A 14,798-nucleotide genomic window follows, 5' to 3' on the forward strand; every position below is an offset into this window, starting at 1 on the left:
GTGCACCGTCGGCATCAGGCGTTTTCGTCGCCCAAAACCGGCGTTGACAAGCGGCCTGCGATGGCATCCAGCCCTTAGCGAAAAGCCTGCATGCGCGCCAGCCCCGGGATACCCTGTTGCCATTGGTAACCAGGAGATTAATCTGTGCTTCTTTGCGCGGATCGCCCCTACAGGAGCCACCGCGTTTTTCAGAACGCTTTACCCAAAGTTGAAGGAAGTACTCATGAGCATTCCGTTCCGCATGCACACCGTCGTCGCCGCCCTGGGTTTGGCTGGTGCCGCCTTGTTCTCCACAGCGCATGCGCAAATCAAGATCGCCATGGTGGTTCCCACCACCGGCCCGCTGACGCAGTACGGCGACATGGTCAAGGAAGGCGTGAACACCGCCGTGGAAATGGCCAATGCGGCTGGCGGCGTCAATGGCAAGAAGATCGAGCTGGTGTCCGTCGATGACGCCTGCGAACCCAAGCAAGGCCCCGTGGCCGCCAACCGTGTGGTCAATGCCAAGATCGGCTACGTGATCGGCCCCGTCTGCTCGGGCGCATCGATTGCCGCCGCCCCGATCTACAACAACGAAGGCGTGGTGGTCGTGACCCCCTCGGCCACCTCCCCGGCCCTGACCGACGGCAAGAACTACCACTTCATCTTCCGCACCATCGGCCGCGATGACCAGCAGGGCCCGGCCGCCGCCAAGTTCATCCTGGACAAGGCCAAGCCCAAGAAGGTTGCCGTGCTGCACGACAAGCAGTCGTATGGCCAGGGCATTGCCTCCTCCGTGCGCGACGACCTGAAGAAGGCCGGCGTGGAAGTGGCCCTGTTCGAAGGCATCAACGCCGGCGACAGCGACTACTCCGCCGTCATCACCAAGCTCAAGAGCGCCGGTGTGGACTTCATCTACTACGGTGGCTACCACCCTGAAATGGGCCTGCTGCTGCGCCAGGCTTCCGAGCAGGGCCTGAAGGTCCGCATGATGGGCCCCGAAGGCGTGGGCAACCCCGAAGTCAATGCCATCGCCGGCAACGCCGTCGAAGGCATGCTGGTGACCCTGCCTGCAGACTTCTCGGCCAACCCCAAGAACGCCGCCGTGGTCAAGGCCTTCAAGGACAAGAAGCGCAATCCTTCGGGCGCCTTCCAGCTGACCGCCTTTGCCGCCACGCAAGTGCTGCTGGACAGCATCAAGGCCGTGGGCGACAGCCCCGCCAAGGTGGCTGACCACCTGCACAAGTCCAACTTCGAGACCGTTCTGGGCTCGGTGGGCTGGAACAAGCAGGGCGACCTGAAGTCCTTCGACTTCCAGGTGTTCGAATGGCACAAGGACGGCAGCAAGTCGGTCGCTGCCAAGTAATCCCCCTCGTTGACTGGCCGGGGCACGCTTGCGCGTGTCCCGGTTGTCTGCATCCTGGCCTTTTAGGCCTTTTCCTGTTTTGGGGCGGCATTACACCATGTCAGAACTCTTACCTCAGCTGATACAGCAGCTGTTCAACGGACTGTCCCTGGGCGCCATCTATGCCCTGATCGCCATCGGCTACACAATGGTCTACGGCATCATCGGGATGATCAACTTCGCCCACGGCGACATCTACATGATCGGCGCCTACATCGGCCTGGTCACGCTGTCGGCCATCGGCACGACAAGCGGCCTGCCCGTGTGGGCCATCATCGGCCTGATGCTGGTGGTGTCGGTCTTCGTCACCGGCGTCTACGGCCTGGTGGTGGAACAGGTGGCCTACAAGCCGCTGCGCCGCAGCCCGCGCCTGGTGGCCCTGATCTCGGCCATCGGCATGTCCATCTTCCTGCAGAACTGGGTGGCCCTGGGCCAGGGCGCGCGCGACATGGCCGTGCCCTCGCTGCTGCCGGGCGCGCTGCGCTTCGGCGCCGAAGGTGGCTTCGAGATCTATGTGCCCTACTCGCGCATCCTGATCATCGTGGTCGCCATCGTGCTCATGGTGCTGCTGACGCTGTACATCCGCCATTCCCGCATGGGCCGTGCCTCGCGCGCCTGCGCCCAGGACATGCACATGGCCAGCCTGCTGGGCATCGACACCAACCGCGTGATCTCGTTCACCTTCGTGCTCGGCGCCATGCTGGCGGCCGTGGGCGGCGTGCTGATCGCGCTGGCCGTGGGCAAGCTCAACCCGTTCATCGGCTTTCTGGCCGGCATCAAGGCCTTCACGGCGGCGGTGCTGGGCGGCATCGGCTCCATCCCCGGCGCCATGCTGGGCGGCGTGCTGCTGGGCGTGGCCGAGACCTTTGCGGCAGCCTACATCTCGTCCGAGTACAAGGACATCGTGGCCTTCGGCCTGCTGGTGCTGATCCTGCTGTTCCGCCCCACGGGCCTGCTGGGCAAGCCTGAAGTGGAGAAGGTCTGATGAAAGCCAAACCCACCTTGAACCTGCGCGACGCCCTGATCGCCACGGTGATGACCGCCGTGGTCGTCACGCCCATCTTCGGCCTGCACCTGGAGCGCGCCGGCACCCGCACCATCATCAACCCCGACTGGACGGTGGTGGCCTGGGCCTGCGCCCTGGTCTTCCTGGTGCAGCTGCTGCGCCCGCTGATCGCGGCGAAGATGCCCAAGGTCTCGCTGCCCTCGCTGCCACACGCACGCCCCAGCCACCGCAACGGCCTGATCCTGGCCGCCCTGCTGATCGCCGTGTCCTGGCCCTTCTTCGCGGGCCGCAACGCGGTGGACATCGCCACGCTGGCCATGATCTACGTGATGCTGGGCCTGGGCCTGAACATCGTCGTGGGCTTTGCCGGCCTGCTGGACCTGGGCTTCGTGGGCTTCTACGCCGTGGGCGCCTACACCTATGCGCTGCTGTTCCACTGGGCCGGCTGGTCCTTCTGGGAAGCGCTGCCGCTGGCTGGCGCCGCTGCCGCGATGTTCGGCTTCGTGCTCGGCTTTCCGGTGCTGCGGCTGCGCGGTGACTACCTGGCCATCGTGACACTGGGCTTCGGCGAAATCATCCGCCTGATGCTGGTCAACCTGACCAGCATCACGGGCGGGCCGGACGGCATCTCCAGCATCCCCAAGCCCACGGTGCTGGGCCTGGAGATGACGCGCAACCCCTCCACCGAGGGAGGCACGACCTTCCACCAGTTCCTGGGGCTGGAGTTCAGCTCGCTGCACATGGTGATCTTCCTGTACCTGATGGCGCTGCTGCTGGCCGTGATCACGCTGTGCATCTCCAACCGCCTGGTGCGCATGCCCATAGGTCGCGCCTGGGAGGCGCTGCGCGAGGACGAGATCGCCTGCCGCTCCCTGGGCCTGAACCCCATGAAGATCAAGCTGTCCGCCTTCACGCTGGGCGCCATGTTCGCCGGCCTGGGCGGCGCCTTCTTCGCGGCGCGCCAGGGCATCGTCAACCCCGAATCGTTCACCTTCATCGAATCGGCGCTGATCCTGTCCATCGTGGTGCTGGGCGGCATGGGCTCGCAGCTGGGCGTGATCATCGCGGCCATCTTGCTGACGGTGCTGCCCGAGCTGGCGCGCGAGTTCTCCGAGTACCGCATGCTGATCTTCGGCCTGGTGATGGTGCTGATGATGATCTGGCGCCCGCAGGGCCTGCTGCCCATGCGCCGCCACCATGTGGAGGTGCGCTCATGAGGCATGCCGACACCATGATTTTTGGGACAACAGATAGCAGCAAGGGCCGGCAATGAGCGAGTATTTGCTAGAAGTCAAAGACCTGTGCATGCGCTTCGGCGGCCTGCTGGCCGTGGACCATGTGGGCTTCAACGTGCGCCCGCAGGAAGTGTTTGCCATCATCGGCCCCAACGGCGCCGGCAAGACCACGGTGTTCAACTGCATCAGCGGTTTCTACCAGCCCAGCAGCGGCTCCGTCACGCTGGACGGCAGCGCCATCGAGGGCCGCAGCAGCCACCACGTGGCCAACCACGGCGTGGTGCGCACCTTCCAGAACGTGCGGCTGTTCAAGTCCATGACGGTGCTGGAAAACCTGCTGGTGGCACAGCACCGCCGCTCGGGCGTCAACCTGCTGTCGGGCCTGTTCAACACGGCAAGCTACCGCCGCAGCGAAGAGGAAAAGATCGAGAGCGCCCTGCACTGGCTGGACGTCATGGGCCTGCGCGAGTTCGTCAACCGCGAGGCCGGCAACCTGGCCTACGGCCACCAGCGCCGCCTGGAGATCGCGCGCTGCATGATCACCAAGCCGCGCGTGCTCATGCTCGACGAACCGGCTGCCGGCCTGAACCCGCAGGAAAAGAAGGACCTGCAGGGCCTGATCGACCAGCTGCGGCGCCAGTACGGCATTGCCGTGCTGCTGATCGAGCACGACATGGGCCTGGTCATGGGCGTGTCCGAGCGCATCCTGGTCATGGAGTACGGCAAACCCATCGCCATGGGCCTGCCGGACGCCATCCGCAACGATGAACGGGTCATCAAGGCCTACCTGGGAGAAGCCTGATGCCTGCCATGCTGCAACTGGAGAACATCTCCACCCACTACGGTGCCATCTGCGCGGTCGACAGCGTGAGCCTGCACGTCAACCAGGGCGAGATCGTCTCGCTGATCGGCTCCAACGGCGCCGGCAAGACCTCGCTGCTGATGACGGTGTGCGGCAACCCGCGCGCCAGCTCGGGCCGCATCTCGTTCGAGGGCGAGGACATCACCCAGCTGCCCTCGCACCACATCATGCGCAAGGGCATCGCGGTCTCGCCCGAGGGACGGCGCATCTTCTCGGACCTCACGGTCACGGACAACCTGAAGATGGGCGGATTCTTCCTGGACAAGCCGCAGATCGAGGCCGGCATCGAACATGTGTTCGGCCTCTTCCCGCGCCTGCGTGAGCGCGCCCACCAGCGCGCCGGCACCATGTCGGGCGGCGAGCAGCAGATGCTGGCCATCGGCCGCGCGCTGATGAGCAAGCCCCGCCTGCTGCTGCTGGACGAGCCCACGCTGGGCCTGGCGCCGCTGATCATTGCGCAGATCTTCGAGATCATACAGACCATCCGCACGGCCGGCGTCACGGTCTTCCTGGTCGAGCAGAACGCCAACCGCGCCCTGCAGATCGCCGACCGCGGCTATGTGCTGGAAACCGGCAAGGTGGTGCTGGAAGACACCGGCGCCAACCTGCTGACCAACGACGCCGTGCGCCGCGCCTACCTGGGCGCCTGACAACGCACAGGCGCCTGGCGCTCCACGGGCCCGCCCTTTGGCGGGCCTTTTTCTTTTCACGCGCAGATCGCACAGTGGTCTGGTCATGCGCGGCCGATTGTGGGGTCTGCGGCCTGGGCGCAGGCGTTATAAAACACGTCCCTGCCTCTCATTGCTCCCCCACGCCCATGAACGCCTGCGCTCCCCAAGACATGCTGCAACCCCTGGCCATCGACGTGGTGTCCGTGCAGTCCCAGGTCGTCTACGGCCGCGTTGGCAACAACGTGGCCATGCCCACGCTGCAAGCGTTGGGGCTGGCGGCAGCGGCCGTGCCCACGGTGGTGTTCAGCAACACGCCGCACTATCCCAGCATCCACGGCGGAGCAATTGCCGCCGAGTGGTTTGCGGGCTATCTGCAGGACCTGGGCGCGCGCGGCGGGCTGCGGCAGTTGCAGGCCGTGCTGGCCGGCTACCTGGGCGGGCCGGCCCAGGCCACGCTGCTGGCGGACTGGGTTGCCGGCCTGCTGGCGCAGCGGCCCGGCCTGCGCGTGGTGGTGGACCCGGTGATCGGCGACCACGACAGCGGCATCTATGTGGACCCCGCCATGGTCGAGGCCTACCAGCGCCACCTGCTGCCGCTGGCCGACGGGCTGACACCCAACCATTTCGAGCTGGAGCGGCTGACTGCGCGCCCTGTGCGCGGCATGGACGATGTGGTCCAGGCCGCGCGCAGCCTGCTCAAGGGACGCACGCAGTGGGTGGCCGTGACCAGCGCATCGCCCGAGCTGGACGGCGAGCCTGCCCAGCGCATGCGCGTGGCCCTGGTCACGCGCGATGACGTGCACGTGATCACCCACGCGCGGGTGGATGCGGTGCCCAAAGGGACGGGCGATCTGTTCAGTGCCGCGCTCACCGGCCACTGGCTGCAGGGCGCCAGCCTGCACGAGGCGGCCGAGCGTGCCTGCGAACGCATCGTGCAGGCGCTGGAGCGCACCCGGCAGGCGCACAGCGCCGAGCTGCTGCTGCCATCGGACCCTGTCGCCGCCCAGGCAGCGGCCGGGCCGGCAGCACGGGCACAAGCGATACCATCGCCCGCATGAACAATGCATCGCCTCTTCTTTCCCTGACGATTCTTACCGGCGCCTCGCGCGGCATGGGCCTGGCCATGGCCCGGCAACTGCTGGATGCCGGCCATGAACTGGTCACGCTGTCGCGCTCCACCAGCGAAGACCTGGCCCAGGCGGCCGCCACGGCGGGCGCGCCGCTGCAGCAGTGGAGCGTGGACCTGGGCGAGCCCGAGGCCGCGGCCCGCAGGCTGGGCGACTGGCTGGCCGGCCTGGACGCCGCGCGCTACGCCAGCGTCACCCTGATCAACAACGCGGGCGTGATTCCGCAGATTGCGCCGCTGTCGCAGCTGCAGCCCGCCGACATTGCCCAGGCCATGCGCGTGGGGCTGGAGGCGCCCATGCTGCTGACGGCCGCCTTTCTGGCCGCCACCGAGGGCTGGACGGCCGTGCCGCGCAAGGTGCTCAACATTTCTTCGGGCCTGGGCCGGCGCGCCATTGCCTCGCAGGCCTCCTACTGCGCGGCCAAGGCCGGCATGGACCATTTCAGCCGCAGCGTGGCGCTGGACGAGGCGCTCAAGCCCCACGGCGCGCGCATCTGCTCGCTGGCGCCCGGCGTCATCGACACCGACATGCAGGTGCAGCTGCGCAGCGCGGATACCGCCGCCTTCCCCGACGCAGGCAACTTTGCCCAGCTCAAGGAGGGCGGCAAGCTGTCCACGCCCGAGCAGGCGGCAGCGCTGGTGCTGGGCTGGCTGCAGCGTGCCGATTTTGGCGAGCAGGTGGTGGCCGACGTGCGCCAGCCCTGAGCATTTTCCGGAGGGCAGCTTCAATGCGGCGATGAATATCCGGCAATGGAAAAGGCATCGCCGCACTGACCTGAATAATCAAAATACCCGCCCTGGAAAATGTTCTGCAAGAATTACCGATTGCAGGCAGCATTTTCCATATCCAGCCTGAGCATTCGCTTGAAAATCGTCATCTGGCAAAGGATGACGTTTTTCATCTGCGTTTGCCAGTCCTGCATTTCCAATCCTCCTACAGCGGCGTCTATTGCGACTGGCAAGAATGGGGCACTCAACTCCAAGAAAGTCGGCCATGTCCATTGCCTATTCCGAATCCGCGCCCCTGGCTGAAGCGCCAGTGGTCAACACGGTCGCCACCGTAGATACCTCACGCAGCGGCGTTTCATGGGCCGCGATATTTGCGGGCGCCATGGCGGCGGCATCGCTGTCGCTGCTGCTGTTCATTCTGGGCACGGGCCTGGGCCTGTCGTCGGTGTCGGTATGGTCCGGTGAAGGCCTGGATGCCGGCGCCCTGGGCCTGACGGCCGTGGCCTGGATCGCCTTCACGCAGCTGGCCTCGGCCGGCGTGGGCGGCTATCTGGCCGGGCGGCTGCGCACACGCTGGCAAGGCGTGCACACGGACGAGGTCTACTTCCGCGACACGGCCCACGGCTTTCTGTCCTGGGCACTGGCCACGCTGGCCATGGTGGCCCTGATGGGCGCCGCTGCAGGCGGTGCCGTCTCCGGCGCCTTCAAGGCCGCGCAGACCGTGGCCACCAGCGCCTCCAACGTGGTGGGCGGCGCGATCGGCGCCGCCGGTGGTGCGGCTGCAGGCGGTGCCGCAGCCATGGCCGGTGCCTCGGGCGCCGATGCCTCGCCCCAGGGTCTGGCCTACTGGACCGGCAGCCTGTTCCGCAATTCCGGCGCCGCAACCACGACCAGCAATGCCACCCCCGCCGACCTGGCCAGCGCCACCCGCGAGGCCGGCGTGATCTTTGCCCAGTCGCTGCGCACCGGCCAGCTGTCTCCCGCCGACGAGCAATACCTGGCCCAGCTGATCGCGCGCAATTCCGATATGTCCGTGGAAGATGCGCAAAAGAAAGTGCGAAGCACTTTTGATTCCGTGCAAATGCAGATAAAGCAGGCCGAGCAAAAGGCTGAAGAAGCCAAGCAAAAGGCCAAGCAGGCAGCCGAAGAGGCGCGCAAGGCCACGGCCCATTCCATGCTCTGGCTGTTTGTTTCGCTGATGCTGGGCGCTTTTGTGGGCAGCCTGTGCGCCACCTGGGGTGGTCGTCAACGCGATGCCTTTTGATAATCCCCAGCACTGAAACCGAATCAATCCAATTCAATCCATTCAACGGAGGCTTGCCATGCGATCCATACTGCTTTTTCTCCTGGGCGTTCCCATTCCCATCATCATCCTGATTGCGCTCATCCACTGACGGATGCCGCCATGCCGGCCACGCGCAGCAAGTCCCAGGCATCCCGCCCAGCCCGCCCCACCAAAGGGGCGGCCAAGGCGGCGACACCCCAGGCCTCGCTCGCGCTGTACCGGCAAAAGCGCGACTTCACGCGCACACCGGAACCTTCGGCAGAATCTTCCAGTGAGGCGATTGCAGGGCAGCCCGGCGCGGGCGCCCTGCAATTCGTCATTCAAAAGCACTGGGCCAGCCACCTGCACTACGACTTTCGGCTGGAGCTGGACGGCAGCATGAAAAGCTGGGCCGTGCCCAAGGGCCCCAGCTACGACCCGGCCGACAAGCGCATGGCCGTCCAGGTGGAAGACCACCCGATGGCCTACAACCGCTTCGAGGGCCAGATTCCACCGGGACAGTACGGCGCGGGCAAGGTCATCATCTGGGACCGTGGCACCTGGCTGCCCGAGGGCGATGCGGCCGAAGGCTATCGCAAGGGCAAGCTCAAGTTCGAACTGCGCGGCCACAAGCTGCAGGGCCGTTGGACCCTGGTGCGCATGCGCGGCAAGGACGACGCCAAAAAGCCCGCCTGGCTGCTGATCAAGGAGCACGACGGCCTGGAACGTGCTGCCAGCGAATTCAACTTGGTCGACGACATGCCCGACAGCGTGGCCGGCCTTCCCCTGCCCACCGCCACAGCGCCCGTCACCACGCCCGTCGCTACGCACGTCACCGCGTCCATGCCGCAGAGCATCGCCCCGCAGCTGGCAACCTTGGTGGACCATGCACCTGCAGATGCCGGGCAATGGATCTTCGAGAGCAAGTTCGACGGCTACCGGCTGCTGGCGCGCATCGAGGACGGCGCCGTTCGCCTTTTCACGCGCAACGGCAAGGACTGGACCACCAAAATGCCCGCCCTGGCCCGCGCCTTTGCCGCACTGCCCCTGCAATCGGGCTGGGTGGATGGCGAGGTGCTGATGCTGGACAGCGACAGCCGCCCTGACTTCCAGGCCCTGCAAAACGCCTTTGACGGCGAGCGCACCGACCACCTGGTGTTCTTCGCGTTCGACCTGCTGTGGCAGGACGGCCAGGATCTGCGGCCCCAGCCCGTGGAGCAGCGCCGCCAGCAGTTGCAGGCCCTGCTGCACAAGGCGCCTTCGGACCGCCTTCGTTTCAGCGAGGCCTTTGACGCCCCGCCCGCCGACCTGGTGGCCGCCGCCTGCCAGCTGGGCCTGGAGGGCGTGATCGGCAAGCGGCGCGGCAGCGCCTATGCCTCGCGGCGCAGTGCGGACTGGATCAAGCTCAAGTGCGGCCTGCGCCAGGAATTCGTGATCGCGGGCTACACCGATCCCCAGGGCACGCGCACGGGCCTGGGCGCCCTGGTCCTGGCCGTGCATGGCAAGGACGGGCAGCTGCGCGCGGCAGGCAAGGTGGGCACGGGGTTCAACAGGCGCACCCTGGCCGATCTGCGCCAGCGCCTGGAGCGCCTTGCCACCGGCACCTCGCCGCTGGCGGACAGCCGGGGCCTTGGCAATGGGGTGCACTGGGTGCGCCCCACGCTGCTGGCCGAGGTCTCGTTCGCGCAGTGGACCGAGGACGGCCAGGTCCGCCATGCCGTATTCCAGGGCCTGCGTGCGGACAAGCCTGCACGCAGCATTGTCAAAGAGGAGCCACAGCACGTGCCATCGACCGCATCTTCCGCCAGCGCTGCAGCCACGCCTGGCGCTGCAAGAACGCAAACCCGCCATGCCAGGGCGGCGCGACTGCCCGCCTCGATGACCATCACCCATCCCGAGCGGGTCATCGATCCCTCCACCGGCATCACCAAGATGGATCTGGCGCGCTACTACGCCACGGTGGCGCCCTTCATGATCACCCACCTCAAGTCCCGGCCCGTGGCCATGGTGCGGGCGCCGGACGGCATCGAGGGCGAGCTGTTCTTCCAGAAGCACCTCGACCAGGCGCCGCTGCAGGGCATCGCCGCCCTGTCGCCGCAACTGGACCCCGGCCATGCCCCGCTGATGGAGGTGTCCCGGCGCGAAGGCCTGGTGGCGGCGGCGCAGATGAACACCATCGAATGGCACACCTGGAACGCGCGCAAGGACCGCATCGACCGGCCCGACCGCATGACCTTCGACCTGGACCCCGGCGAAGGCGTGCCCTGGCAGCAGGTGCAGGAGGCCGCCAGCCTGCTGCATGTGCTGCTGCAGGAGCTGGAGCTGCCGGCCTTCCTCAAGACCAGCGGCGGCAAGGGCCTGCATGTGGTCGTGCCCATCAAGCGGCTGCTGGACTGGGACACCGTCAAGGCCTTCTCGCAGGCCGTGGTCCAGCACCTGGCCCATGCCGTGCCCCAGCGCTTCGTAGCCAAAAGCGGGCCGCGCAACCGCGTGGGAAAGATTTTTGTGGACTACCTGCGCAACGGCTTCGGCGCCACCACGGCCTGCGCGTGGACGGCCCGTGCGCGGCCGGGCATGGGCATCTCCGTGCCCGTGGCCTGGAACGAGCTGGACAGGCTCACGGGCGGCGCGCACTGGACCATTCGCTCGGTAGACCAGCGCCTGCGCCTGGGCAACTCCCCCTGGGAGCATTACGGCACGGCCGCCGTGGGCCTGGGCCGCGCCATGAAGGCGCTGGGCTTCGAGTCGCAGCGCTGAGCACCGTCCTGCAGGAATCGAAGAAAGCACCGCCATGAAGAAAGCCGCCTCCCCCAAATCCAGCCCGTCCACCTCCGCGCGCAGCATGTGGAAGGGCGCCATCAGCTTTGGCCTGGTGCACATTCCCATCGGCCTGTACGCGGCCACGGCCAGCTCGGACATCGACTTCGATTGGCTGGACAAGCGCAACATGCAGCCCGTGGGCTACAAGCGCATCAACAAGGTCACGGGCAAGGAGGTGGCCACGGCCGACATCGTCAAGGGCGTGGAATTCGAAGAAGGCCGCTACGTGGTGCTGAGCGCTGAAGAGATTGCCGCCGCCTTTCCCAAGACCACGCAGACCATCGAGATCGAGGCCTTTGTCGATGCCCAGGACATCCCCTTCATCTACCTGGAACGCCCCTACTACACCGCCCCCCTGCACCGTGGCGAGAAGGTCTACGCCCTGCTGCGCGAGGCCCTGCGCAAGAGCAACAAGGTGGGTGTGGCCAAGGTGGTCATCCAGACCAAACAGCACCTGGCCATCCTGATCCCCTGCGGCCGGGCGCTGGTGCTCAACCTGCTGCGCTGGGGCGGCGAGATCCGCTCCTTCGAGCAGCTGGACCTGCCGCCGCTGGACGCCAAGACCGCCGGCATCAAGAGCGCCGAGATGACCATGGCCATGGCCCTCATCAAGGACATGAGCCAGGCCTGGGACGCCGACCAGTTCCGCAACTCCTTCAGCGAGGAAATCCACCAGCTCGTGCAGGCCAAGGCGCATGCGGGCGATGTCCAAAACGTGGAAAAACAGGAGACCGCACCCGCCGCGCCGGCCAACGCGGCCGTGCTGGACCTGACGGCCCTGCTCAAGAACAGCCTGGGCAAGGGCGCAGGCGGACCATCCGCCACCGCAGCCAAGGAAAAAAATACCGCGTCAACGGTAAAAAATGCAAAGACGCCAGCGTCCAGAAAATCGACAAAATCCACAAAAACCCCGGCCAGGGCCCCTGCAAAACGCCCCGCCGCCAAATAACCCCATATTTGGCCTGGCTGCATTTTTTACAAAAGCAATTTCATTATAAGAAATACATCCATTTGTACCGACAAAATGGAACAAAGCTACTCCATAGCAAATTCCAATGCTTTACCAAAAGTAATCTTCCAAATATCCTACAAGCCCGCCATTTTCACGGTCGCACAATGAAATTGCAGTGATGACGGCATCGCTGTTTACTTAAGGAGTACGGAAATGACGCAACAGACCAACAACCCTCAAGGCAACACGGCCAGCAACCAGCAAAACGACAAGAACAAGCAGCAGCAGCAGCAACAGAACAATCCGGGGCAGCAGCAGCAAAGCAATCCCAACAACCCGAACAATCCCAACCAACAGCAGCAACAGAGCAACCCCCAGCGCAACCAACCAGGGGAACAGCAAAAGCAGGGCAGCCATCAGCAGCGTTAAGCTGCCGATAGCGTGAACTGGCAAAGGGCCCCCTGGGCCCTTTTTTTATCTCCAGAGCTTTGCTGACGATGCCCTTTGGTTCAGCCAATCGCCTCTTCCAATAATTATTGCCTCATACAACAGGCCATCCTCTTTCTTTCAAGGAGTAAATCGTGGCTAAGAAATCCCCTGGTGAAAAGAAATCGTCCAAGCAATCCCCCACAGGCCATGGCGGAGAATTACAGCAACAGGCCGACGGACAGCACCCCGGATTGACCACGCAGCAAGGCATTCCGGTTCCTGATAATCAGAACTCTCTCACCGCCTGGGAAAAAGGCCCTACGCTGCTGGAAGATTTCATCCTGCGCGAGAAAATCACGCATTTCGACCATGAGCGCATTCCAGAGCGAATTGTCCATGCACGCGGCACAGGCGCCCACGGTTATTTCCAGCTGACAGATTCGCTGGAGCAATACACCACCGCCAAGGTCCTGACCGAAACCGGCAAGCAAGTGCCGATCTTTGTGCGCTTCTCCACCGTGGCCGGTGGAGCAGGCTCGGTGGACACCCCGCGCGATGTGCGCGGCTTTGCCATCAAGTTCTATACCGAAGAGGGCAACTGGGATCTGGTGGGCAACAACATCCCGGTCTTCTTCATCCAGGACGCCATGAAGTTTCCCGACCTGGTCCATGCCGTGAAGATGGAACCCGACCGGGGCTTTCCGCAGGCCGCCACGGCGCACGACACGTTCTGGGACTTCATCTCCCTCATGCCCGAGTCCATGCACATGGTCATGTGGATCATGAGCGACCGCACCATCGCGCGCAGCCTGCGCATGATCGAGGGCTTTGGCGTGCACAGCTTCCGGCTGGTCAATGCCCAGGGTGAAAGCACCTTCGTGAAGTTCCACTGGCGGCCCGAGCTGGGCATCCAGTCCACGGTCTGGGACGAGGCGCTCAAGCTGCAGGCCGCAGACAACGACTACCACCGCCGCGACCTGTTCGAGGCCATCGAGGCGGGCGACTACCCGGCCTGGGAGCTGTGCGTGCAGCTGTTCTCGCAGGAGCAGGCAGACGCCCTGCCCTACGACCACCTGGACCCCACCAAGCTCATCCCCGAAGAGGAAATTCCGCTGCGCAAGATCGGCCGCTTCGTGCTGGACCGCTGGCCCGACAACTTCTTCGCCGAGACCGAGCAGGTGGCCTTCTGCCCGGCCAATATCCCGCCCGGCATCGATTTCAGCAACGACCCGCTGCTGCAGGGCCGCCTGTTCTCGTACCTGGACACCCAGCTGTCGCGCCTGGGCGGGCCCAACTTCACGCAGTTGCCCATCAACGCGCCCAAATGCCCGTTCGCCCACCACCAGCGCGACGGCCACATGCAGACCGAGGTGCCCAAGGGCCGCGTGGCCTATGAGCCCTCCAGCCTGCAGGCCGACAGCCCGCGCGCCTCGGCAGCCCGCGGCTTGCGGCACTTTGCCCAGCCCGCGCAGGAGGGTGCCAAGGGCCGCATCCGCCCCGAGAGCTTTGCCGACCACTACAGCCAGGCGCGCATGTTCTACCAAAGCCAGAGCGCGCAGGAGCAGGCCCACATCGCCAGCGCCCTGGTGTTCGAGCTGTCCAAGGTACAGACGCCGCATGTGCGCCTGGCCGTCGTCGGCCATCTGCAGGTGATTGACGCCGACCTGGCAAAGCGCGTGGCCGACGGCCTGGGCCTGCCCCAGTTGCCGCCTGCCGCCAAGCCTGCCGTGCCCCCGCAAAAGCTGCCGCCCAGCCCGGCCACGCGCATCATCGACCGCATGAAGCCCACCTTGCAGGGCCGCTGCGTTGCCATCCTGGTGGACGAAGGCTCCAGCGCCCGGCACGTTGCCGCCTTCCACAAGGCGCTGGTGGCGCAAAAGGCCAGCGTGAAGATCATTGCGCCCAAGATCGGCGGCGCCACGCTGGACGACGGCAGCCACCTGCCGGCCGACGGCCAGCTGGCCGGATCGCCATCCGCGCAGTTCGATGCCGTGGTGTCCATCATCACGCTGGAGCGCGGCCAGGCGCTGGCCCATGAGGCAGCCGCGCAGGACTGGTTCCGCGACGCCTTCGGCCACCTCAAGGCCATTGCGGCCTGCAAGGCGACACAGCACATCATGAAGACGGCCGGCATCACGCCGGACGAGGGCGTGTTCCCCATCGACAAGCCCGAACCCTTCATCGAAGGCGCCAAGAAGCGCTTCTGGGCCCGCGAAGCGAAGCTGAGAACGCTGGCCTGACCCCCGCCCCGGCGTGCGCCACATCATTGCCACCAGATGGCACCGCGCCGGACTTCAACCAACCTTGTACCCGGGCCATT

General features: G+C 65.5%; 13 protein-coding genes. 12 read left to right on the plus strand and 1 reads right to left on the minus strand.

The genetic code is table 11. From position 1 onward, the window contains the following. Positions 1–223: 223 nt before the first annotated feature. The 7 genes from BO996_RS19740 (at position 224) to BO996_RS19770 (ending at position 6,989) form a co-directional block, all read left to right on the plus strand. Positions 224–1,345, plus strand: a complete 1,122-nt coding sequence (locus BO996_RS19740) for a branched-chain amino acid ABC transporter substrate-binding protein (RefSeq protein WP_013801936.1) — start codon at positions 224–226, stop codon at positions 1,343–1,345. Between the two features lie 97 nt (positions 1,346–1,442). Then, positions 1,443–2,369, plus strand: coding sequence for a high-affinity branched-chain amino acid ABC transporter permease LivH (gene livH, locus BO996_RS19745; RefSeq protein WP_012206135.1), 927 nt, complete (start codon positions 1,443–1,445; stop codon positions 2,367–2,369). After that, positions 2,369–3,607 (plus strand): high-affinity branched-chain amino acid ABC transporter permease LivM, encoded by a 1,239-nt coding sequence (locus BO996_RS19750; protein WP_043824703.1) that lies wholly within the window; start codon positions 2,369–2,371, stop codon positions 3,605–3,607. Before livH ends, BO996_RS19750 begins: the two co-directional genes overlap by 1 nt. Before the next feature lie 52 nt (positions 3,608–3,659). Then, the gene (livG, locus tag BO996_RS19755) at positions 3,660–4,427 is read left to right on the plus strand and encodes a high-affinity branched-chain amino acid ABC transporter ATP-binding protein LivG (RefSeq protein ID WP_012206137.1); all 768 of its coding nucleotides are present in this window, start codon (positions 3,660–3,662) and stop codon (positions 4,425–4,427) included. Between the two features lie 8 nt (positions 4,428–4,435). Then, entirely contained in the window at positions 4,436–5,137 is a 702-nt protein-coding gene (locus BO996_RS19760; protein WP_034398706.1) for an ABC transporter ATP-binding protein, read from the plus strand. Between the two features lie 167 nt (positions 5,138–5,304). Continuing rightward, a complete protein-coding gene (gene pdxK / locus BO996_RS19765) occupies positions 5,305–6,216 on the plus strand; it encodes a pyridoxine/pyridoxal/pyridoxamine kinase (protein ID WP_013801933.1) in 912 nt (303 codons plus the stop codon). Beyond that, positions 6,213–6,989: an SDR family NAD(P)-dependent oxidoreductase gene (locus BO996_RS19770; RefSeq protein ID WP_063325597.1), complete on the plus strand. Its 777-nt coding sequence runs from the start codon at positions 6,213–6,215 to the stop codon at positions 6,987–6,989. The genes pdxK and BO996_RS19770 overlap by 4 nt, the downstream gene beginning before the upstream one ends. A gap of 78 nt (positions 6,990–7,067) precedes the next feature. Here the strand turns inward: BO996_RS19770 and BO996_RS29245 are convergent, their stop codons facing one another. After that, positions 7,068–7,280: a hypothetical protein gene (locus BO996_RS29245; protein WP_156897989.1), complete on the minus strand. Its 213-nt coding sequence runs from the start codon at positions 7,278–7,280 to the stop codon at positions 7,068–7,070. On the opposite strand from BO996_RS29245, the gene BO996_RS19775 reads away from it, so the two are divergent. The 5 genes from BO996_RS19775 to BO996_RS19795 all read left to right on the plus strand — a co-directional run bounded on the left by BO996_RS19775 (position 7,279) and on the right by BO996_RS19795 (position 14,718). Next, on the plus strand, positions 7,279–8,277 hold the full coding sequence (locus BO996_RS19775) for a hypothetical protein (RefSeq protein ID WP_013801930.1): 999 nt from the start codon (positions 7,279–7,281) through the stop codon (positions 8,275–8,277). The genes BO996_RS29245 and BO996_RS19775 overlap by 2 nt on opposite strands. A 141-nt stretch (positions 8,278–8,418) precedes the next feature. Then, a complete protein-coding gene (ligD, locus tag BO996_RS19780; protein WP_071956190.1) occupies positions 8,419–11,034 on the plus strand; it encodes a DNA ligase D in 2,616 nt (871 codons plus the stop codon). A gap of 34 nt (positions 11,035–11,068) precedes the next feature. Further along, a complete protein-coding gene (gene ku, locus BO996_RS19785) occupies positions 11,069–12,046 on the plus strand; it encodes a non-homologous end joining protein Ku (RefSeq protein ID WP_071956191.1) in 978 nt (325 codons plus the stop codon). A 216-nt stretch (positions 12,047–12,262) separates the two neighbouring features. Continuing rightward, positions 12,263–12,478, plus strand: coding sequence for a 1,4-beta-xylanase (locus BO996_RS19790; protein WP_065347134.1), 216 nt, complete (start codon positions 12,263–12,265; stop codon positions 12,476–12,478). 152 nt (positions 12,479–12,630) lie between these two features. Beyond that, entirely contained in the window at positions 12,631–14,718 is a 2,088-nt protein-coding gene (locus BO996_RS19795) for a catalase (RefSeq protein ID WP_013801927.1), read from the plus strand. Positions 14,719–14,798: the final 80 nt, after the last annotated feature.

This window comes from Delftia sp. HK171, from assembly GCF_001886655.1.
Taxonomy (GTDB): Bacteria; Pseudomonadota; Gammaproteobacteria; order Burkholderiales; family Burkholderiaceae_C; genus Comamonas; species Comamonas acidovorans.

Excerpts from the sequence above, each read along its gene's own strand:
- BO996_RS19740 (WP_013801936.1), top strand. The coding sequence starts at position 224 with ATGAGCATTCCGTTCCGCATGCACACCGTCGTCGCCGCCCTGGGTTTG.
- livH (WP_012206135.1), top strand. The coding sequence starts at position 1,443 with ATGTCAGAACTCTTACCTCAGCTGATACAGCAGCTGTTCAACGGACTG.
- BO996_RS19750 (WP_043824703.1), top strand. The coding sequence starts at position 2,369 with ATGAAAGCCAAACCCACCTTGAACCTGCGCGACGCCCTGATCGCCACG.
- livG (WP_012206137.1), top strand. The coding sequence starts at position 3,660 with ATGAGCGAGTATTTGCTAGAAGTCAAAGACCTGTGCATGCGCTTCGGC.
- BO996_RS19760 (WP_034398706.1), top strand. The coding sequence starts at position 4,436 with ATGCTGCAACTGGAGAACATCTCCACCCACTACGGTGCCATCTGCGCG.
- pdxK (WP_013801933.1), top strand. The coding sequence starts at position 5,305 with ATGAACGCCTGCGCTCCCCAAGACATGCTGCAACCCCTGGCCATCGAC.
- BO996_RS19770 (WP_063325597.1), top strand. The coding sequence starts at position 6,213 with ATGAACAATGCATCGCCTCTTCTTTCCCTGACGATTCTTACCGGCGCC.
- BO996_RS19775 (WP_013801930.1), top strand. The coding sequence starts at position 7,279 with ATGTCCATTGCCTATTCCGAATCCGCGCCCCTGGCTGAAGCGCCAGTG.
- BO996_RS29245 (WP_156897989.1), bottom strand. The coding sequence starts at position 7,280 with ATGGCCGACTTTCTTGGAGTTGAGTGCCCCATTCTTGCCAGTCGCAAT.
- ligD (WP_071956190.1), top strand. The coding sequence starts at position 8,419 with ATGCCGGCCACGCGCAGCAAGTCCCAGGCATCCCGCCCAGCCCGCCCC.
- ku (WP_071956191.1), top strand. The coding sequence starts at position 11,069 with ATGAAGAAAGCCGCCTCCCCCAAATCCAGCCCGTCCACCTCCGCGCGC.
- BO996_RS19790 (WP_065347134.1), top strand. The coding sequence starts at position 12,263 with ATGACGCAACAGACCAACAACCCTCAAGGCAACACGGCCAGCAACCAG.